Genomic DNA, 20,804 nt, shown 5'->3' on the forward strand with positions numbered 1-20,804 from the left:
CGCTTCGTCCAACGCTACGAGGCAGTTGGCGGTGGCGAAACTGCGCATTCGGTACGAATCCTGGGCGGGTAATATGGTTACACGGCCGTCTGCATAATACCCTTTCAAAAAATGGGTAAGCTGGTTTGTTTTGTGGTGCGGCGCGGACAACGGTACCGCCAATACCTTTAACTGGTGTCCATGCCCCGTCAGTCGCCTTAATACCGGCCACACATATTCGAAGAAGCAGGTAAGCACGGAAGAGGGGTTGCCTGGCAGACCAAACACCGGCTGATTGCCTTTCCTGCCTGCATAGAGCGGTTTGCCCGGCCTTTGTTTGATGCGGTGAAACAGTTGTTGTACTCCGCAACGCGCGGCCGCAGGTACCACGAAATCAAATTCGCCCACGCTTACTCCGCCTGTAAGCAACACTACATCGCACAACCGTAAAGCCTTATTCAAGGCTGCCACTGTTTCCTCCGGATCGTCTTTCGCGAAGTAAAGCTGTATATCGGTAATCCCCATCTGCCGCAACGCAATGCGTAACATGGTAGAAGATGCCTCGTATACCTGCCCATATGGAAGCGCCTGACCAGGCTGCTGCAGTTCGTCGCCTGTAATAACCACTGCCACCGAAGGCATGTCGTAAACGGTCACTTCGTAACACCCCGTACCCGCTAAAAACCCGGCGGCCCCGGCGGTGATAAGGTTACCTTTCTCCAGCGCCAGTTCTCCGTCACGTATTTCTGCTCCGCGTGTGCGTTTGTTGTCGCCCTGTTGTAGTCCCGTTTGCAATATGTTTAGAAGATCGCCCTGTACTTCGGTCTGTTCCTGCATCACCACGGTATCTGCACCCCCGGGTAAAGGTGCACCGGTGAAAATGCGGGCGGCTTCTCCGGCCTGTAATTGTAAACCTCCACTATGTCCTGCGGGTAGTTTGCCCACTACTTTTAAGGTGTTGCCCGGCTGCCAGTCGCCGAAGCGAAACGCGTACCCGTCCATTGACGATTGATCAAAAGAGGGAATGTCCGTTTGTGCGTATACGTTATCGGCCAGTACAAGACCCACCGCATCGACCAGTGGCTTGCGACTGACCTTTCGTTCAAATTCCTGATCTCCCAAAATGGATTTGGCTGTTGTTACTGATATCATATGTTATCCACCTATACTGATCATACTACGGTTAATAAGTTGCTCGCCATGCAGTTCTTCAAATGGCGTATCACCAAACTGTCCGCCCAGCTTCTCCGCCTTGCCCAATATGTTCTGGCGGATCAGTTGCTCAAGTGGCTGGCCTGTTCTTAAAGCAGTCAGCAGGTCGGTTTCATCTTTGGAAAAGAGACAGTTCTTCATCTTGCCATCCGCCGTAAGGCGCATACGGTTGCAGCCCCCGCAAAAAGGAGCGCTCATGGTGCTGATCACTGCAAAGCTGCCTTTGTAACCGGGTACGGCATAAGGTTCGCTTGTAGCATGTGCTTCCTGCGGCAGGGCTTCAAATTCGTGCCGCCCGGCGATCAGTTCCAGTATCTGCTGTTTTGTAAATACCTGTGCTGCCGCCCAGTGATTCGCGTCAAATGGCATGAACTCAATGAACCGGATATCTACGGGTTCGTCCTTTGTCCATTCTACAAAATCGATCACTTCCTGTTCATTGACGCCCTTCATCACCACCATATTAATTTTAACGCGAAAGCCGCGCGAAATGGCCAGGCGTATGTTGTGCATGGTCGTGTCGAACTGGTCGCGGCGGGTGATCGCTAAAAAGGTGGCGGCGTGTAAGGTGTCTAAACTGATATTGAGACTGCGTACGCCTGCTGTTGCCAAAGCGTCTATGTGACGGTGGAGCAGTGTGGCATTGGTTGTTAGCGTAAGTGTTACCGGCAGGGCCGACAAACGTTGGAGGATATCCCCGAAGTCGCGCCGTGCCATGGGTTCGCCGCCTGTTAAACGTATTTTATTTACACCCAGTGATACAAATATCTTGCTGATGGCTTCTATCTCTGCCGGTTGCATCAGGTGCGCTGTGGGCATAAAATGATAGTCCTCGTCCGGCATACAGTACGTACACCGCAGGTTGCAGAGATCTGTGAGTGATATCCGAAGGTAATTATGTCCTCTATCGTGCTTGTCAAAAATCATTTTCTGTTTTCTCCTTCGAGTATTTGTTGATAGGCTTCTTTTGTGTCAATGTCAATGGCGCCTTCGGGAAAAGCAACGGTAACTGCTTCGTCGCCGAGGTTTTCAATAAGATGTTTGGCGCCCGTATCTCCCTGTAACGCCAGCAGTTGCGGGAACAGCGATGCCTGGAATAGCGCAGGCACGCCTTTTCTACCTGCATAATAACTGGCTGCCACGGCTGTGCCTTTTGTTTGCTGCATATCGATCAGCGCCCTTAAATGAGCGGCGTTTACATAAGGCTGATCGCAAAGCATAATCAGTATATGTTGCACTTGCGGGTACTTGTCACAGATGTAACGAACACCTTCGCGTACGGAGCTGCCCATACCTTCCTGTGCTTGCGTGTTCACTACAATATCCGGCTGCAAATCGTGTAATTGTTCTTTGTTGTAATCAACGCCTGTAACCACTACGGTAGCAGCGGCCGCAATTTCTTTCGCAGTTCGTACGGCATGCCGCAGTAATGTATCGCCCTGGTAAAGGAGGTCTTGTTTCGCTGCCCCTAAACGTTTCGATGCACCGGCGGCCAGTAACAGCACTGCGTAAGTTTGCATCGGCGCCACGATTTGTGTTTTGCGCTGATGAATATTACCGTTAATACTCCGTAACGACGCTCCGGGCCTGCCTGCAAACACGGCTTTAATTTCTGCTATGATCGCGAGGGCAATTTCTTCTGATGTTTCTGCGCCAATGTCGAGGCCTATAGGGCCGTATACACAGTCCTGTGCAGGGAGTACAACGCCTTCTGCCGCCAGTTCTTCCATCAGCCTGTCCTTTTTCTTTTTAGGCCCCAGTATGCCTATATATGCGGCGGTACTGGCAAGGGCCTGCGCTAACACGGCTTTGTCGTACTGGTAGTTGTGCGACATTAACACGATAGCGGTATGCTCGTTCACCTGTATTTGCTGTAGTGCTTTGTCCGGCTGTGTGATCATGACCTGGCAGCCGGGAAAGCGGCGCTGGTTCGCATATGCAGGCCGTCCGTCCAACAATGTCACGTCCCAGTCCAGCAACGCAGCCATTTGCACCAGTGGAATTACATCGTTACCTGCACCGGCAATAACCAGCGAGGGCACGGGAGCGATATATTCGATGAAAGCGGTGAAGGAAGGGTACTGCACGAATGCCGATGCCTTATCTGCCAGCACCCTGTTGAGGTCTGGGAGTATATCTGCTGCAGCTACCGGCAAACCGCCTGCTGCTGTTAGTATGTTATTGTTGATAAGTGCTGCCTGTGTTCCCTGCAGCAATTGCTTTTTGTCGGAAGGGGAGAAGAAGGTGATCAGCACGGCCTGGTGTTCTTTGTCCATAGCCAGCTGCAGAAGTTCGATTACGTTATTTGACTGCCTTTCACGAATCGGTTCCAGTAGTATCCGTATAATGCCATTACAGCCTAAGCTTACGCCGATCAGGGCGTTTTCTTCATCGGAGGTGTCGTAGGTAATAAGTAATGGCTTTTCATCTGTAATAACAAGTAAAGCCTTTCGTAATACATCGCCCTCCAGGCATCCACCGCTGATGGCGCCTGTAAGTTGCCCGTCTTCGGTAATCAGCATGCGGGCGCCGGGGGCACGGTAGGCAGATCCTTCTATATGCACAACAGTGGCCAGCACTGCTCTTTTACCCTCACTGCGCGCCTGCACGTATGCCTGTATAATTTGCCTGATCTCTTTCATGTAAATGGTCTTCGTTCACTATCCGGCTGGTTCGCCATGCAGTATAGCATGCGTAATATACATCATTGCTTTGTCGATATCATTGCCGCTCGTAAATCTCCCGAGGCTAAAACGCACGGCGCGGTACACCTGTTCATCATTTAATCCCATGGCTTTTAGTACATGAGATGGTTGCTGTACCAGTCCGGAACAGGCGCTGCCGCGACTCAGGGCCAGGTGCGCCGATAACGACAATAAAAGTTGCTCGGCATTGGGGTGGGGTAGCAGCAGGTTGGTTACATGTGGAAGCCGGTTATGGCCGCCATTTACGGAAGCGCCCGGCAACTGTTGTAACATGGTCTGCTCCAGTTGGTCGCGTAATGCCGAAAGTCTTTGTGCCTCCTGCTGCATTTCTAACGCACAAATGGCCGCCGCTTTGCCAAACCCTACGATGCCCGGCATGTTTAAAGTGCCGCTCCGCAACCCGAACTCGTGACTGCCCCCGTGTTGCTGTGCAAACAGTGTTCGCCGCTGTCGGGTGTACAATGCGCCAACACCTTTAGGCCCATACAATTTGTGCGATGAAAAGGCCATCAGGTCTATATTATCACGCTCTACATCAACGTTTATTTTGCCCACCGCCTGCGTAGCATCGCAAAAGAAAGCGATGTTATGTTGGCGGGTGATGTTGCCAATTTCTTTTACAGGATGAATAACGCCGGTTTCGTTATTGGCATACATGATGGCCACAGCAATGGTATCAGGAGTAACTGCCGCTTCCACTGCCGCTGGCGAAAGCGCTCCCGATTCGTTGGTATCCAGGTAAGTAACGCTGAGGCCTTTTGTTTCCAGGTAAGCGAGCGTATCCAGCACCGCTTTGTGTTCTGTTTTGCAGGAGATGATATGACCGGCTTTTGCTGCGATGCTTTTCAGCCCCAGGTTAATGGACTCGGTAGCGCCGGAGGTGAAAATAACCTGGCCGGCGGCTGCGCCAATCAATGCGGCTATCTGTTCGCGGGCTTCATCGGCAGCGTCCTTCGCCTTCCAGCCATATTGATGGTCGGCGCTGGCAGGATTACCGAAGTATTGCGTAAAGTATGGTAACATGGCCTCCACCACCCGCGGGTCGCAGGGGGTAGTGGCATTATAATCGAGATATATGGGTTGATGGTCCATCCGCTTAACTGGTTCGTCTTCCTTAAAGCTACGAAAAACGGGCGTAAGTGCCGACAGGTATGGGCAGGATGCTATAAACTGACATTAATTCACCCGCACATACCGTTCAATATTAATCCTGTCTACCCCTGCAGCTTCCACCTTCTCGACTCCCTGCTGCACCAGCGTATCGTTCGCGATCGTAATGTTGAATTTAAACTCGTTGCCTTCCCATGCTCTGCCAGTGCAGTACTCGAGCTTCTCGGTATAGTTGCCGTCTATCAAAGTATAAGTACCCGCTCCGGATGTGAAAAATGCGTTGGCGGAGTCTTTGCCTTTTACCAGGTCGTGCCCGGTAAAGGCGAAGTGGGAACCGTTAATGATTTTGATGAAGGACTTGCCGGCTGTGTAGTCGGTGGTAACGGTGTCGTTTTTCTCGATGGTAGTGCCTGATATCAGTCGCCATGTGCCTTGTAAGGAGTTGGTGGGCGCGGCGGGTGTTGTGCAGGCGGCAAAAGCCAAAAGGGGCAGCAGTGCTGCAACGTGGATGTTCCTGGTGATGTGCATATTGATGTAAATTACCTGAACAAGATAACGAATCTACCCACAATTTTTCATGATAAACAGGCAGTCGATGCTGTCGGTGAGCATGTGCAGCAATAAGCCTATGCCCACCAGCCTGGTTTTAGGCCATATGAGCAGTATCATGTACACGGTAATGGCAGGGTAGCTGTGCAGGGGATGAAAACCTACGCTGCAACGGCAGGGATCAAATATGGGAATGGCCAGCAGGTGATCTGCATCTACGAGCATGGTGAGCATCAGTATCACATACGCTTTTATCCAGGCGGGCCTGTAAAAAACAGCGGCAATTAGCAGCGGGAAGCCGAAGTGTAGGAAGTAGTGAATAACCTGTTGCATCATCCGGGGGCAAAAGTAGGGTTTTGCGGTAATAAAATGGTGGGCCGATGCGGTTGCTGTGTAACGCTATCATCCCCATATTACCTAAAAATATTCTTCGGGTAAAGTGGAATTTAATTATTTTAAAGGATGAAAACCGATGCAAATGAACCCATTTCCCGAACTCACAACACCCCGGCTTATATTGCGCAAAGTGGCTGTCAGCGATGTACCTGCCTTGCTTAAAAATGGCAACAGTAAAGCGATCTCCGAAAATGTACTGAACATCCCCAACCCCTATACGGAAGAAGATGCTGTGGCCTGGATCGCCGGGGGCTGGCATGGCTTCAAAAATGGCGAACGCTACGCATTTGCTATTGTACTAAGGGAAATCAACGAACTGATAGGCGCTATCGGTATGCACATCAATACAACCGATAACCGCGCCGAAATTGGCTACTGGATGGGCGAGGATTACCGTAATAAAGGACTTATGACGGAGGCGGTGAAACGGGTGGTCAGGTTCGGTTTTGATGAAGTAAGACTCAACAAGATATTTGCTACCTGCTTTACAGACAATCCTTCTTCTGAAAAGGTGTTACAAAATGTGGGCATGATAAAGGAAGGGGAGCTGAAGGACCAATACAGGGTAAAGGGCGTTTACAAAAGCGTTCACCAGTACCGGATCACAAAGCAGGAACACGGACTGTAAGAAATTATCAATAAACAACGGAAACGGATATGAAGATGACAAAGGAAGAGTACAAAGAACAGTTTGAAGAAGATGATGCAGTAGGCTGGTTTTCGATAGATGCTGCCCTCGAAAAGGTGTATGGCTCGGAGGAGCCACGCCATTACCCACCGTTATGCGGACTCCATTACATGGCCGGCGGCACCGACCCTATCGACGGGGCCAGTATTTACGACAGTAATGCCCAGGATTTTCACCGGCATATTGTCAGTTACGGCATGAGTGAACTGTATTACAATGAGGAAAAGGCCGGGGGTGATTTCTCTAAATGGGGATTTGAATTTACCTGCCGGCTAGTGCCTTTTGCGGGTGATGCAAACGACCCGTTCTGGATGCTGCAGGTAATGAACAACCTGGCCCGTTACGTTATATCCAGCGGCCGCTGGTTCGAAGAGCATCATTTTGTGCCTGCCGGCGGACCTATCCGCCTGAATACCGATACAGCGATCACCGGTTTTGTAATTGCCTTAGACCCGCAACTGGGCAAAATTGATACACCGCATGGCGAAGTATCGTTCCTGCAACTGGTGGGTATTACCGATAAAGAAGTAGAGCAGCTTAAAGAAGCGCCAACGGTAGAAGCAATTGCGGCATTTATTGAGGAAATGAAGAAAACGAATCCCCTGCTGATCACTGATCTTACAAGGAAGTAGATATGATTGCACTGCACGGGGTTTTGCCCCGTGCAGTGTTGATTTACATCGATAATAACACCGCCACGTAATGGCACATCGCCCCGGCCAGTACGAACGAATGCCACACGGCGTGCGAATACATCTTTTTACCACGCACATAAAAGTATACACCTGCCGTATATAATAACCCGCCTACTGCTATCAGGATCAGCACCGATAAAGGCACATGATCGATGAAGCGCCTGCCACCCACCACCATTATCCAGCCCATGATTACGTACACGGCCGTGGATAGTATGTTAAACCGACCCGTGAACATCGACTTTACAATGGTGCCTGCCAGGGCCAGTCCCCATAGTACCGATAATAGTGTAATACCAAAGGCATTGTTAAAATACACCAGCAAAAACGGCGTGTAAGTACCTGCTATCAGGAAATAAATACTGATGTGATCGAATATTTCGAAGGTGCGCTTCACTGTAGGGTCGCGCAGCAGGTGAAATACGGTGGAACTGGTGAAGAGGAACAGGAAGCAAAAGCCGTAAATACCAGCCCCGATAATGCCCGGTGTGTTGTTATGGGCAGTGGCGATGCCGGTTAGTACGGGCAGGCCGCTGAGGCCAATGAGAATGCCCAAACCGTGGATCAGGCCATTTACGGCTTCCTGTTTGTTGGTATATGTGTATTTTTTATTCTGTGTGTGCATGGTACTGCTGCGTATATAATGGTTTCTTTACCAAAGTTACCAATAAATATGCCGCCGCTCCATTTTAGCGGTAATGGCGTAAGGGCTGCCGTGCTGTCAGTGTTCTGTTACGCGTCCTGGTCGTTTTCGTCGCTGCGGTATTGCCACTGTAACGCCAGTGTATCAACGATGTTTTTATATTCGGTTTTATTGTTCGCTGCCAGGTAAAGTCCATTTGGCGCGCCATCCTTATCGACAGTAAGCACCAGTATCTGGTTATGGTCGTGGGTGAAGAAACGGAGGAACTGGTAACTGATGTTCTTTTGCTCTTCCCAGTGCTGCTCAATAAAAGCGACGTTTTCGGCAGATAGCCGTTCTGTCATGGCGTTATGGGGCAGCCCGCCCAGCGCAGCATTCCAGTAAGCCATGGATAGTAAAAAGGCAGCGGTAGAGGGGGAATCCTCGAACCAGTCGTCGAACTCATTGTTGTAGGCGCCGAAAACCGGCGGATCTTCCTGCTGTATATCATCTTTTCTGAAGCCCCAGACAGCTACTGCCTGGTTTTCTTCGTAAAAAACGAGCGTTTTATCTGTGCTGAAGTATAGGTCTTCCGGTGGCAGTAAACGGTTGTGGGCGTCGTTTACCTGGTCTCTTTTGCCCAGTACCCTGTAATATTCCCGCAGTGCTGCCGGAAGGCTACAACCCAACTTCGTTTCTGCCTCCTGTAATTCTTCATCGGTGTAACCATAATTTCTTCCCAGTGCATAGAGCTGGAATATCTTGCCGAAGTAGGTGCCGGTCATGTGTAACAATTTGTATCGCTGCTAAGCTAGCTTTTTTTATGCTTGCATATCACGCAAATTTTATATTTTTAGCGCCTTACTATCCAATTAAGATATGACCTTTTATAACGGAACGCCCACCGGCAATCAACACGCCGACCTCGAACCCGCCCGCTACGTTCACCTCGCCATTAACCAGATCAGGGAAATCGCTGAATTCTATAAAACATCAGACAAACCGGTGCATGTAATGCTGGTACACGTGGAAATGCTGCTTTATATACTGGACAAAGTGCCTCATATGAGCCACCTGGTGAAACAGCCGGAAGTAAAGGAATGGATGGATGCGTTTTATAACTGGTTTGCCCGTACTAAACTCCCGGCTAAGCATAAGCCGGAAATTAAACAGTCGGCCGACGACCTGTTTGCCAGAGTACAGGCCCTGAAAGAAAATTCATCACACTAAAACATCACGATATATGTGGGGAAATGAACCATGGGATAACGACCTCGCGGCCGACTGGTTCGGCGGTTTAATGGACAATACGAACCTGGCCGTACAGGTAAGGGAAGCGCTGCAAATACCAGCACCCGGCTCGCCCGACGAGTACGATGCCGCCAGCACCCTGCGCGCCGCCGCTTCCTGCCTGGTCATGATGGGCCGTGTATACGTTTGGCCTATCAATGATTTAAAGTCTGACCTGGCCCTGGGCGTCCGCGCACTGGAATTTGTGCTGCAGGACGAGGAATATATTTATAACGATGAAATACGTGCCGCGGTAGAAGAAGAGAAGAAGGAACTGGAAGAACGCTTGGCACAGCTGGCGTAAAACGATCATTAGTTAAAACTACAGCAGGGGCTGGTAGTGCAGGTGTATACATCTGCACCACCAGCCCCTTTGCTTTTAGCATACTGTAACTGTGCACTCAACGTACTCTCAACACGCTTTCAACACGCACTCGGATTAGGTTCAGATTAGGAAAAGATTAGAATAACATTAGATTAACATTAGGAAAATATTAGAATAACGTAACTTGAATGTAACTCTAGTAAAACACTAGTAGAACATATACAGAGGACTCCTGACGATATAATGCCGCATATTTCCAACAGGAATAACGATATTAGGGGGGGGATTTCACGAACGAAAGCAAGAACGACCACGTAACGACGAACCACGGCCCAAACGATAAGTACAGGACATTTTCCGCGAGAGTAAAACCATATTAGAGGGTGCCCCAACGCCCTCATCCGTAACAAAAACTGATAGCAATGCTTCAAAAAAAGATGCGCAGGAAGATTGAAGAGGTGCTGGGTGGACTCACCATCATTAGGGTAGGTCATGGGATAAAGGTACGCCGAAGTAAAGGCCCTAACAGGAAACAGGTGCTGGAATCGCCGGCATTTGAGAACTCGCGCACGACGCTGAACGATTTTCTGACCGCCAGTAAAGACAGTAAAAGTATACGTGATGCGTTACAAGACGGTATTGTACATATAACCGATAATCGCAAACACCTGCGCCTGAACAGTGCTATCCGTAAAATAACCCGCGAACATGGTAAAAGCATGCACGGGCAGCGGAACCTGCTGGAAAGTGGCCCGCAACGGCTGAGAGGTTTCGAATTTAATGGAAGGAACGGGCTGTCTAACACATTGAAGGCGCATTACCAGGTGGATATCGACCGTGCTGCCGGGAAGGCTGCCGTTACAGTGCCAGGCTTCTCGCCCTTAAAACATCTCCGTGTACCGCAGGGTGCCACCCATGTTCGATTGCATGCGGTAGTAGCCGCCATCGACTTTACAAAAAGGAAACACAAAAGCGTATCGTCACTATCCATACCGCTGGACGTAAACGAAATGACCGCCGCTGATGTTAAACTGGAAATGATCCTCCCGCCCGCAGGTAATGATCCATTGTTCCTGGGTGTTGGTGTATACTTCGTTCAGTATTTACATGGGGTGGAGTATAAGCTGGATAACAGCGACTACAGTGCCTTTATGCTGGCGGCTGTGGATGTAGCGCCAGATGGACCCGCGGATCCGGATGGGACCGCAAAACAGGTGATCGCATCTATCCCGGAAAATGATGCCGTGGTGGTGGGTGGCAGAGAGGATGCAGCGTTGGTTGTTACGCCTGAAGTTGACGTGGAAAACACGATTGCCGCGGCTGCGGAGCCTGGACATCATCCGCATACGCAGGAGGCGTTGCCTATTGAATAGGCTTTAAACACTACACCTCAGCAACCTACCCAGAAGCAGGAAGACGAGGCGTACGCAGCCCAGGAAGAGATGCCCGCGGAAACGGACGCGGATGAACTAATGGCATCGGCGCTTTCGGTGAGTACCCGGCCTGACGAACCGCTCGTAAGCGGCGAAACGACCACCAGCCCTGTTATCGCATCTGCCCCAAAAGAAAACAGACCAGCACAACAGGAGGCTGTAACAAATGAGCCAACCTTTAGCGAAACGGAAATAGCAGCAGACGTGTGGCCGAATGTGCCTGCGAAACCGGAGAAGAAAAGCCGGCCGAAGGAGCCGAAGAAGCAGGTTGTGGCGCAAATATCGATGTTTGGCGACGATACGGCCGCACCGCCACCACCAGCCGGGTAAAGTACTATAAAAAGAAAGGCCACCCCGAAGGATGGCCCGTCTTCAAAATAATTTTATAACGACTACTTTTCAGGTACCAGTACGGCCTTGAAGTAATTCTTGCCGCTCAGGTATTGTTCGGCCGCCGCTTTAACAGAGGCGGGCGTAACTTTTTCCAGGCGTTCGTTGCTGGTTAATACGCTCAACGGATCGTCGTTGTTGCGGTATTTGCTCACCAGGTAGTTCAGCCAGAACCCGTTCTCGCGGAGGTCTACTTCATAGGCACGTTTGCTCTCTGCCTTGAATTTCTCCACATCGTCTGCAGTAGCACCATCTTTACGGAGCTTAGCTACTTCGTCCAATGCTGCGTTTACCAGTTTATCTACATTGGCAGTAGCGCAGTTGAAGGAGATAGTAAAAGTGTAGTAAGGGGTTGGCAGTTTTCTGAACGATACGCTCACACCCGGGGTGTATACACCGCTCTCTTTCTCACGCAGGCGCTCCAGTACTTTAAATTCCATGATCTCGCTAAGGGCAGTCAGCTGGATGTTGTTTTCCAGGGTATGCTCGTAGGTATCGTGGAAGAAAAGTTGTACGGATGCTTTGTCCTCAATGCCTTTACGTACGGTTTTTTCTACCTTGCCGGTCATTGGCGAAAGGTTGTGTACAACATATTGCTCGTGACGGTTAGTAGAAGGCAGGCCGCCCAGGTAAGTTTCGAGCAGTGGTTTGATTTTCTCGATATCGAAGTTGCCTACGAATACGAAAGTCTGGCCGCTGGCATCGGAGAAACGGTCTTTATAGAAAGCGAATGATTTATCGAGCGAAATAGCATCGGCATCGGCCAGGGTAGCGGGTCTTTCTCTTTCGCTGTAGTTGGTGAGTACAGCATTTACGGTATCGCCGTAAACAGATTCGGGACGCACACCTTTGCTGGCGATCGATACTTTATAGTCTTCGATGTTTTTCTTAAATACTACCTCGTCTTTACGCGGGTTAGTGGCTAAAGCGTAGATCAGCTGTAAAGCCTGTTCGAGGTCTTTAGGCGAAACGGAGCCGCCGAAGCCCTGGTAAAGCTCATTGAGGTAAGTGGAAACGTTAGCGGTAGAACCGGCCAGCAGTTTGCGTAACTGGCTGTTGTCGAACTCGCCTATACCATCGTTGCCAATGTTGCTGGCATAACCGATCGCTATGTTCTCTTTATCGTTGGCCAGGGAGGTGCCGCCGGTAGCGAAGGAGTTAAACGCGATCTGGTCGTTACGGAAGTCGGTGGGTTTCAGGATCACCTGTACACCGTTCGACAGTTTCAGTTTGGTAACGCCAATGCCGGCGATCTTTTCTTCACTTACTACCTTACCACCTGCAGGTTTGCTGGCCAGTAAAGGTTTGTTTACCACGTTATCTACATAAGGCGTAACACCTTTGCCGGAATTACGAACGATGTCGAGCAGTTGTGCTTCACCGGGCATTTTAGCTTTATCTTTTTCAGGCGCCTGTACCAGGATGGTAATGTTTTCCTGTTTGGCAGACTGCTTCGCCCACTGGTTTACTTCTTCTAAAGTGATAGAGGAAAGCAGCTTCTTGGTCATCTCATAACGGTAGTCGGACGAAGGAATGGCCGAACCGGTAAGGAAGTTGTTCAGGTATTGCTGTACATAGTTGTTGGAAGCGATCTTGTCTTTTTCACGGTAGTTTTTCTCGTTACCTGCGTCTATGTTCTTTTTGATAATGTCCAGTTCGCCGGCAGTAAAGCCGAATTGTGCCATCCTTTCTACTTCCACCATCATACCTTTCAGCGCGGCAGGCAGTTCTTCGGGTGATTTAGATACAGCTACAATAGTGGCGGCATCTACATCGGGAAACAGTCCGCCCTGGTAAGCATCGTAGCTATACTGGCCTTCGAGGAAGGGGGCAGTGCCTTTCTGTTTCAGTTCGTTGATGCGGTTACCGAGCATGGCGTTCACCATCGACTGGATCATACCTTCGCGGGCATCGGCCACAGTTTTGGTGGGACTGCCTTTGTGGCGCATGGTTACCATGGCTACGTGGTAGGGAAATTCCACATCGGTCACCAGTTTGTATAACGGTTCCTTATTTTCAGGAAGGTTGTAGGTGAGCAGCGGTTTAGGGCTGGCAGGGTTCTTCAGTGGGCTGAAGTTCTCTTTGATCATCTTTTCTACTTCCGCCGGATCGAAATCGCCCACGGCAATTACCGCTTCCAGGTTCGGACGGTACCAGTCCTTGTAGAAATTACGCATCTCTTCATACTTAAAGTGCTGAATGATGTCGATTTTACCGATGGGGATACGTTCTGCGTGGCGGGCACCTTTCATCAGCACAGGAATCACTTCCTTCTGCATACGTGATTGGGCGTTCTTGCCACGGGCGCGGTCTTCTTCCACAATAACACCTCTTTCAGCATCGATCTCACTGTTTTCCATGGTTACATAACCCGCCCAGTTGGCCAGTATGCGGAAACCATTATGGAACAGTGCTGCACTGTCGGTAGGGATAGGCAGCTGGTATACCGTGCGGTCGAAGCTGGTGTAGGCGTTCAGGTCGGCCCCGAACTTAACACCGGCTTTTTGCAGGTAGTTGATCAGTTCATTTTTTGGAAAGTCTTTGGTGCCGTTAAACGACATATGCTCTGCAAAGTGAGCGAGGCCCTGCTGGGCGTCGGTTTCCTGCAGAGAACCGGCTTTAACCGCCATAAATAAAACAGCACGGTTTTTGGGTTCTGCATTTTTGCGGATGTAATAAGTAAGACCATTGGCCAGTTTGCCGATCTTAACGTCTGTGTCTGCAGGAATTACAACAACCGGAGCCTTTTTTACCTGTTGTGCCGCTGAGGGATGGTAACAAAATGTACCAGCGGTGCTTAGGAACGCCAGTACGAGGAAATGTTTGCGCATAAAAATTTTAATGGTTTGGATTTATTGTAACACTATGTAGCCCTCATTCAAGGGGGGCGCATAAATATAATGATAATCGGTCACTTGGGGAGGAGGGGGCTTGATGAAAGGGGGAAATGGCGGATGAGGCGAACGTGGCAACGCCGTCTGCAAACGCTTGTATGCTATAAAATAAATATTTTTGATGCCCCCAGGCCAGTGAAGTTTAAATTGTCATTTGAAGAATGTATTTTGCAAGCCGATCGCGCTAAAAAATTAAAAAACAACCTAAAGAATATGGTCATCGTTAACAGTTTCGCGGAATACCAGGCATTTGAGGGAAAAGAAATTGGCGTTTCCCAATGGCATAAAATAGACCAGGAGCAGATCAACAAGTTCGCAGATGCGACGCTTGATCACCAGTGGATCCACTGCGATACCGAAAGGGCAAAAAATGAAGGGCCGTTCAAGAGTACCATTGCCCACGGCTATCTTACCTTATCGTTAATTCCGTATCTCTGGAAGCAAATTGCAGATATCCGCAATGTAAAGATGGAGATCAACTATGGTATCGAACAGTTTAAGTTCGGCCAGGCCGTAATGGTAGATGATGAGGTGCAATTGAAAGCGAAACTCAATTCCATTATCGATTTAAGGGGTACTACCAAAGTAATTATCGGCGCTACGCTGAATATCAAGGGCAAAGCAAAACCAGCCTATACTGGTGATGTGGTGTTCCTGTACCATTTCTAAAATTTAATACTGATAGTCCTGGCGATCAGGGCTCCTGAATAAACCACCGCAATTCCAAGTCCGCGAGCCGGATCAGGAATTGCGGTTTTTTTTGTACTTTGGCAGCAGAAAGCAGGAAAAACTGCGCAATTGAACAGGAAATCATGTTGAATTACGGGAATGCAGGACCGTTATAGCGAAGATAACCGCCGCCGGTTTGATATATATATTATTATAGTTTGAGAATATTTACGGTCCAATAGCAAAGAGAATTGCCAGCCAATACACTATATGAGGAGAATGAGTTGCTCACGCGCATAGCCGATGGAGATGCCGCCATATATCCCTATTTGCACGATACTTATTATAGCTCCCTCGTATATTTCTCCCTTAACATTACACAAAACCAGCAACAGTCAGAAGATATAGCGGTAGATACGCTGGTGAAACTATGGCAGCTGCCTACCCGGTTCGAATCGGCTGGCAAACTGCGGGGCTACCTGTTTACACTGGCCCGTAACGCCAGTCTTAATTACCTGAAACACCAGAAGGTACGTGCGCAGAGCGAGCAGGAAATATCAGAAACGGAGGTGCTGGTCGATTCAAGAGCGGAAGCGCTGGTGGTAGAATCAGACCTGATGCGCATCATTTACCAGGAAATTGCCAGGCTGCCGCAGGCTTACCGCGAAGTGGTAGAACTGCTTTACATAGAAGGGATGCCCTCGGCGGAGGCTGCAGAAAAACTGGGCATCAGCATGGATAACCTCCGGCAGCGGAAAGGCCGGGCGATCAAAGAACTGAAAACGGAACTGGTGCGTAAGGGGCTAAACGAAGTATTACTCTCCCTCATATTTTTTTAAAAATATCTGTCACGCTTTCGTTCCTTCAGTTGTTTTACTTGAAACAACCGGATGGTGATGGACGAGTTTTCCAATATTGATAATGAATTACCGGGCCTGCTGCAAAAATTATTATGCGGCGAAGCGCTTACGGAAAAAGAGTGGCAGTTACTGGAAGACTGGAAAGAGAGGTCCGCCGCCAATAAGGCGTTGTATAACAGCCTGGGCGACCCCGCCGCGGTGAAACAAATGCTGAGTACCTGGCACGGCATTGAAAAGAACAGTGAATTTAATAAGCAAAGGGGGATGGATCGGATCAGTGAATTGGCGGGTGACAGGCCCCCTATTAAAATACGCCTGCTGCAAAGACCGCTGGTGCGTTATGCAGCGGCAGGCCTGTTACTGTTAGGTACAGGCGCTTACCTCTGGCAAACGAACCGGGGTGGCAAAGAGGGAGCGATTAGTCAACGGCAGGCCGCTGTGATAGCGCCGATAGCGCCCGGCAAAGACGGGGCAGTGCTGACGCTGGCCGACGGATCAACCGTCGTGCTGGACAGTTTGGGGAATGGTGTTGTAGCACAGCAGGGCGGTGCGCAGGTGATGTTGCAGAACGGGCAGCTGGCCTATGCGGGCAGTGCTGATGGCGAAGTGGCTTACAATACGATTAGTACACCTAAGGGCAGGCAGTTCCGGTTACAATTGCCAGATGGCACCAGGGTATGGCTCAACGCCGCCAGCTCCGTACGTTACCCCGTTACCTTCAGCGGTAACGAGCGGCGGGTACAACTGGAAGGGGAAGCTTATTTCGAGATCGCGAAGAACGCCAACATGCCTTTCAGGGTAGCCGTAGGCGATGCCACGGAAGTAGAAGTACTGGGTACCAGTTTCAATATAAAAGCATACAAGAACGAGTCTGTTATAAAAACAACACTGCTCGATGGAGCCGTGAGATTAAATGCCTACCGGCAGTCGCAGTTACTGGCACCGGGACAGCAAGCGGAGGTTAGGCCTGCCGCAGCACAATTATCATTAACGGGGCATGCAGACCTCGACAAAGTAATGGCCTGGAAAAACGGCCTGTTTAATTTCGATGATGCGACGCTCGGAGAAGTAATGCGGGAGCTCGAACGCTGGTACGATATAGAGGTTACTTATGCCAAAGGCATACCTGCCGCCACTTTTGGAGGCGAGATCAACAAACAGAACACGCTACAGGATGTATTGCAGATCCTGGAAAAATCAAATGTGCATTTCAGGCTGGAACAAGGCCGCAAATTAGTGGTGATACCATAACTGGCATTCGTTGCCGGACGGGGAACTACGCCTTTATATATGCTAACATTCAACCAGTAAATCTAAATATGCTAACATGATGATCACTTAAAAAAGACTGTTGGGACAGCCCACAAAAAAACCGAAGGCGCTTGCAACGCCCCCGGTAATATGGCTGGGCCGATCCCATAAACTAATTTCTCTGACAGGAGTTACCGCTTATTTTATCAACCCAAAACCAAACGTAAGTTATGGATTTTACAGCTTATCCCAAGCCGTATGTTACTGCCGTTTCTTTAGGGCAGCAACCGGCCCAGGGGGCATCAACCAAAAAAACGCTGCCTGCGATGGCCCGGCCTACACCGCAACACCATCGTACCAACGCAGCATCAATTGTTCTTGCAATGAAACTGACAATTGTACTATTAACTGCTATGCTCATGCAGGTCCAGGCCGCCGTAGTTGCACAAAACGTGACGCTCTCCGGTAAAAACCTGTCCATGAAAAAAGTATTCCAGCTCATTAAACAGCAAACCGGTTATGTTACCTTCTACAACCAGGAGATGCTTGCAGATGCTAAATCGGTTTCGCTAGACGTGAACAATATGGCGCTGAATGAAGTATTGGGACTTGTGGTGAAAGATCAGCCTTTCCGTTTCGAGATTAAAGAGAGTACCAAAACGATCGTGCTTTCGACTAAACCGGCAACGCCGGTTACTACCGCCACCGAAGCATTGGCCTTCCAGGTAGTGAACGGACGGGTACTGGACAGTACAGAAAACGCGCCGATGCCAGGTGCATCAGTAAGGGTGCAGGGCAAAAACAAGAACGTATCTACCGACGCGCAGGGCCGTTTCCAGATTGATGCAGATCCGGGTGATGTGCTGGCCATCACGTATGTGGGGTACAGGCCTGTATACTATACAGTGAAGAACGATAACCGTACGATCAATATCGTACTGGCTCCTTCTATCTCCACGATCAATAATGTGGTGGTAACAGGTATCCTAAATAAATCGAAAGAAAGTTTTACTGGTGCGGCCAAAGTAATTACTGCCAAGGAACTGCAAAGGTTCCAGGGCCGTAATATCTTCGTGACCATCGGTAACATTGATCCTTCTTTCTACCTCGTTACCAATAACAACATGGGTTCTAACCCGAACGCCCTGCCAGATATACAGCTGCGCGGTACCAGGAACCTTCCCAATATCGACGAATTGCAGGATAACACAGCGGCGGCGATCAATACACCCCTCATCATCCTAGATGGTTTCCCGACAACGCTGCAGCGTATGATGGATTTAAACGCCAACGAGATCGAGTCGATCACCCTGCTGAAAGATGGTTCTGCTACCGCCCTGTATGGCTCACGCGGCGCTAACGGCGTAGTGGTGATTACGACGAAACAACCTGTGGGCGGTAAATTACGCCTCACCTACAGGGGCGGTCTTAACCTGAGCATGCCCGACCTGAGCAGCTATCATTTGCTGAACGCAAAAGATAAACTGGAACTCGAACGTTTGTCGGGTTACTACGCCAGCACCACCAAAAATGCCCAGCAGAATATTGGTTTGCAGCAGTACTACAACCAGATTAAAGAATTGGTGGAAAGTGGTGTGAATACGGACTGGATGGCGAAACCTTTACGTACGCAAACAGACCAGAACCATTCCCTGCGGCTCGAAGGTGGCGACAATGCTTTCCGTTACTCACTGGAGGGAGAGTACAAGCGACAGAATGGTGTGATGAAAGGCTCGCGTCGCGAAACCATCAATGGTACAGTAGATATCTCTTACCGCCTTGATAAACTGAACTTCCGTAATACCCTTAAAGTGGGTAATATGAAAAGCAACGAATCGCCCTGGGGATCTTTCGGCGACTACGTAAAGCTGAATCCTTACTGGAGCCCGTACGACGCCAATGGCCGCATCGTGCAGAGTTTCTCTCCATTTAACTGGGATTACTGGACGCAGGGTACACATGGTACCACTGCTTACCCTAACCCGATGTACGATGCTACGCTCAATACATTCGACAGACGCGGATATACCGAAATTACCAACAACTTCCAGTTAGACTGGAGGCCGGTAAGCAGCATCCTGGTACACGCCGGTGCAGGTATTACCACCAATACTAATACCGCCGATGCTTTTAAACCCGCTGCGCATTCCTCTTTTGCCAGCTACAGCGAAGCAGATATAATCCGCAAGGGTAGTTATGATTATAACAGTGGCAAGTTGCTGAATTACAATAGTCAGCTGGCTCTTACCTACAACAAATTGTTCGCAGGTAAGCATGGCGTTACTGCCAGTGTTGCCGGCGATATCACAGAAGATAAAGTCAGTAACTACCTGTTTAGTGCCGAAGGTTTCCCTGATGCCAGCATCGACTTCATTGGTATGGCCCTTCAGTACAAACAGGGGGCATCCCCCGACGGTAGGGAAGCTACTACCCGCAGGGTAGGTGCCCTGGCCAACCTGAACTATGGGTACGATGAACGTTACTTTGCGGAAATGTCGTACCGCCTCGATGGTGCTTCTCAATTTGGTTCTGATAAACGTTTTGCCAAGTTCTGGGCAACAGGTGTGGCCTGGAACGTACACAATGAATCTTTCTTTAGGGATTATGTGCCTTTCGTAAACCGCCTGAAAATGAGAGCTACCTACGGTATTACCGGTAACCAGCAGTTCTCGGCTTACCAGCCGTTGGCTACTTACGGTTACATCACCAACGACCGTTATAAAACCTGGCTGGGCGCGGTGCAAACTGCCCTGGGCAATAAAGACCTGCAGTGGCAGAAAACCGGTAAATACAATGCTGGCTTCGAATCAGAATTGTTCAATCGTCGTGTTACCCTGCAGGCCGATATCTATAAAGAAAATACATCTAACCTGCTGTCTTCACTCGAACTGCCTTACTCCAACGGCTTTACCGATTACATCGAGAACATCGGTAAACTTAGCCAGAAAGGTTGGGAAGCCATGGCCAGCGTGTTGATCATCAACAAACCCGCCCGGCGCATTGCCTGGTCGGTAACCGGTAACATTGCTTACAACGAAGACCGCATTGTGCAGTTATCCGAAGCCATGAAAGCAGCCAACGCCAAACTGGCTTTGGTGATGCCAGGTAATACACCCAACAAGATCATCCGCGAAGGTGCTTCCCAGAATACCATTTATGCGGTGCCTTCACTGGGTATTGATCCCAGCACCGGCCGGGAGCTGTTCGTGAACAGTAAGGGCGAAGTGACCTATACCTGGAATGCCAATAACCGGGTACCTGTTGGTCTTAGCCAGCCTAAATACCGTGGTAACTTCAGTACCCTGGTGAGGTATTCTAACTTCACCCTTAACGCATCCTTCGGCTTCCGTTTTGGTGGACAGTTATACAACCAGACGCTGATCGAAAAGATCGAGAATGCCGACAGGTTCCTGAACGTAGACCAACGTGTATTTACCGACAGGTGGCAGAAGCCGGGTGATAAAAGCTTCTACAGAGGGCTGAATGAGATACTGCGCATTTATCCGTCTTCCCGTTTCGTACAGGATGAGTCTACACTTACCTGCCAGAACGTGAACCTCGCGTACGATGTGTACAACAAGGTATGGTTACAGCGTGTAGGGGTGAAGTCGCTGACGGTAACCGCCAACACAGGCGAGCTGTTTTACGTGTCCAGCGTTCGCCAGGAGCGCGGTCTTGATTATCCTTTCACCAGGCAGGTATCGCTGCAAGTGTTTGCCACCTTTTAATCCGACAT

19 protein-coding genes are annotated in these 20,804 nt (G+C 49.7%); 10 read left to right on the top strand and 9 right to left on the bottom strand.

The features are described from left to right. From QZT80_RS00410 to QZT80_RS00435, 6 genes are all read right to left on the bottom strand, one after another. Window positions 1-1,131, bottom strand: a 1,131-nt coding sequence (locus QZT80_RS00410) for a molybdopterin molybdotransferase MoeA (RefSeq protein WP_295116502.1), incomplete at its 3' end; no start/stop codon positions are given. Between the two features lie 3 nt (window positions 1,132-1,134). Then, window positions 1,135-2,118 carry a GTP 3',8-cyclase MoaA gene (gene moaA / locus QZT80_RS00415; RefSeq protein WP_295116504.1) on the bottom strand — a complete coding sequence of 328 codons (984 nt, stop codon included), beginning with the start codon at window positions 2,116-2,118 and terminating at the stop codon, window positions 1,135-1,137. Continuing rightward, on the bottom strand, window positions 2,115-3,833 hold the full coding sequence (locus QZT80_RS00420; RefSeq protein WP_295116506.1) for an XdhC family protein: 1,719 nt from the start codon (window positions 3,831-3,833) through the stop codon (window positions 2,115-2,117). Before QZT80_RS00420 ends, moaA begins: the two co-directional genes overlap by 4 nt. A gap of 18 nt (window positions 3,834-3,851) precedes the next feature. Then, window positions 3,852-4,988 carry a cysteine desulfurase family protein gene (locus tag QZT80_RS00425; protein WP_295116508.1) on the bottom strand — a complete coding sequence of 379 codons (1,137 nt, stop codon included), beginning with the start codon at window positions 4,986-4,988 and terminating at the stop codon, window positions 3,852-3,854. An 84-nt stretch (window positions 4,989-5,072) separates the two neighbouring features. Beyond that, window positions 5,073-5,534: a hypothetical protein gene (locus QZT80_RS00430; RefSeq protein ID WP_295116509.1), complete on the bottom strand. Its 462-nt coding sequence runs from the start codon at window positions 5,532-5,534 to the stop codon at window positions 5,073-5,075. 33 nt (window positions 5,535-5,567) lie between these two features. Next, window positions 5,568-5,891, bottom strand: a complete 324-nt coding sequence (locus tag QZT80_RS00435) for a DUF6122 family protein (RefSeq protein WP_295116511.1) — start codon at window positions 5,889-5,891, stop codon at window positions 5,568-5,570. A gap of 142 nt (window positions 5,892-6,033) precedes the next feature. On the opposite strand from QZT80_RS00435, the gene QZT80_RS00440 reads away from it, so the two are divergent. Together QZT80_RS00440 and QZT80_RS00445 are read left to right on the top strand one after the other, a co-directional pair. After that, on the top strand, window positions 6,034-6,579 hold the full coding sequence (locus tag QZT80_RS00440) for a GNAT family N-acetyltransferase (protein ID WP_295116513.1): 546 nt from the start codon (window positions 6,034-6,036) through the stop codon (window positions 6,577-6,579). Window positions 6,580-6,608: 29 nt separating this feature from the next. Next, on the top strand, window positions 6,609-7,271 hold the full coding sequence (locus tag QZT80_RS00445) for a suppressor of fused domain protein (protein WP_295116515.1): 663 nt from the start codon (window positions 6,609-6,611) through the stop codon (window positions 7,269-7,271). A 43-nt stretch (window positions 7,272-7,314) separates the two neighbouring features. Here the strand turns inward: QZT80_RS00445 and QZT80_RS00450 are convergent, their stop codons facing one another. Then, window positions 7,315-7,959 carry a hemolysin III family protein gene (locus QZT80_RS00450; protein WP_295116516.1) on the bottom strand — a complete coding sequence of 215 codons (645 nt, stop codon included), beginning with the start codon at window positions 7,957-7,959 and terminating at the stop codon, window positions 7,315-7,317. A 107-nt stretch (window positions 7,960-8,066) separates the two neighbouring features. Further along, on the bottom strand, window positions 8,067-8,741 hold the full coding sequence (locus tag QZT80_RS00455) for an SMI1/KNR4 family protein (protein ID WP_295116518.1): 675 nt from the start codon (window positions 8,739-8,741) through the stop codon (window positions 8,067-8,069). Window positions 8,742-8,835: 94 nt separating this feature from the next. On the opposite strand from QZT80_RS00455, the gene QZT80_RS00460 reads away from it, so the two are divergent. The 4 genes from QZT80_RS00460 to QZT80_RS00475 all read left to right on the top strand — a co-directional run bounded on the left by QZT80_RS00460 (window position 8,836) and on the right by QZT80_RS00475 (window position 11,334). After that, complete coding sequence (locus QZT80_RS00460; protein WP_295116520.1) at window positions 8,836-9,186, top strand: hypothetical protein; 351 nt, start codon at window positions 8,836-8,838, stop codon at window positions 9,184-9,186. A 13-nt stretch (window positions 9,187-9,199) separates the two neighbouring features. Beyond that, on the top strand, window positions 9,200-9,550 hold the full coding sequence (locus tag QZT80_RS00465; protein ID WP_295116522.1) for a DUF4259 domain-containing protein: 351 nt from the start codon (window positions 9,200-9,202) through the stop codon (window positions 9,548-9,550). A gap of 443 nt (window positions 9,551-9,993) precedes the next feature. Then, on the top strand, window positions 9,994-10,944 hold the full coding sequence (locus tag QZT80_RS00470; RefSeq protein WP_295116523.1) for a hypothetical protein: 951 nt from the start codon (window positions 9,994-9,996) through the stop codon (window positions 10,942-10,944). Between the two features lie 69 nt (window positions 10,945-11,013). Then, on the top strand, window positions 11,014-11,334 hold the full coding sequence (locus QZT80_RS00475) for a hypothetical protein (protein ID WP_295116525.1): 321 nt from the start codon (window positions 11,014-11,016) through the stop codon (window positions 11,332-11,334). 62 nt (window positions 11,335-11,396) lie between these two features. On the opposite strand, the gene QZT80_RS00480 is transcribed toward QZT80_RS00475, so the two are convergent. Continuing rightward, window positions 11,397-14,225 (bottom strand): pitrilysin family protein, encoded by a 2,829-nt coding sequence (locus tag QZT80_RS00480; protein ID WP_295116527.1) that lies wholly within the window; start codon window positions 14,223-14,225, stop codon window positions 11,397-11,399. Window positions 14,226-14,501: 276 nt separating this feature from the next. On the opposite strand from QZT80_RS00480, the gene QZT80_RS00485 reads away from it, so the two are divergent. The 4 genes from QZT80_RS00485 (at window position 14,502) to QZT80_RS00500 (ending at window position 20,796) form a co-directional block, all read left to right on the top strand. Further along, window positions 14,502-14,957 (top strand): MaoC family dehydratase, encoded by a 456-nt coding sequence (locus QZT80_RS00485; RefSeq protein ID WP_295116529.1) that lies wholly within the window; start codon window positions 14,502-14,504, stop codon window positions 14,955-14,957. A 251-nt stretch (window positions 14,958-15,208) separates the two neighbouring features. Next, on the top strand, window positions 15,209-15,796 hold the full coding sequence (locus QZT80_RS00490) for a sigma-70 family RNA polymerase sigma factor (RefSeq protein WP_295116531.1): 588 nt from the start codon (window positions 15,209-15,211) through the stop codon (window positions 15,794-15,796). A gap of 57 nt (window positions 15,797-15,853) precedes the next feature. Further along, the gene (locus QZT80_RS00495; RefSeq protein ID WP_295116533.1) at window positions 15,854-17,068 is read left to right on the top strand and encodes a FecR family protein; all 1,215 of its coding nucleotides are present in this window, start codon (window positions 15,854-15,856) and stop codon (window positions 17,066-17,068) included. A gap of 383 nt (window positions 17,069-17,451) precedes the next feature. Next, window positions 17,452-20,796: a SusC/RagA family TonB-linked outer membrane protein gene (locus QZT80_RS00500; RefSeq protein WP_295116535.1), complete on the top strand. Its 3,345-nt coding sequence runs from the start codon at window positions 17,452-17,454 to the stop codon at window positions 20,794-20,796. Window positions 20,797-20,804 lie beyond the last annotated feature (8 nt).

The sequence above is a fragment of the uncultured Chitinophaga sp. genome (genome assembly GCF_902168175.1).
Classification (GTDB): domain Bacteria; phylum Bacteroidota; class Bacteroidia; order Chitinophagales; family Chitinophagaceae; genus Chitinophaga.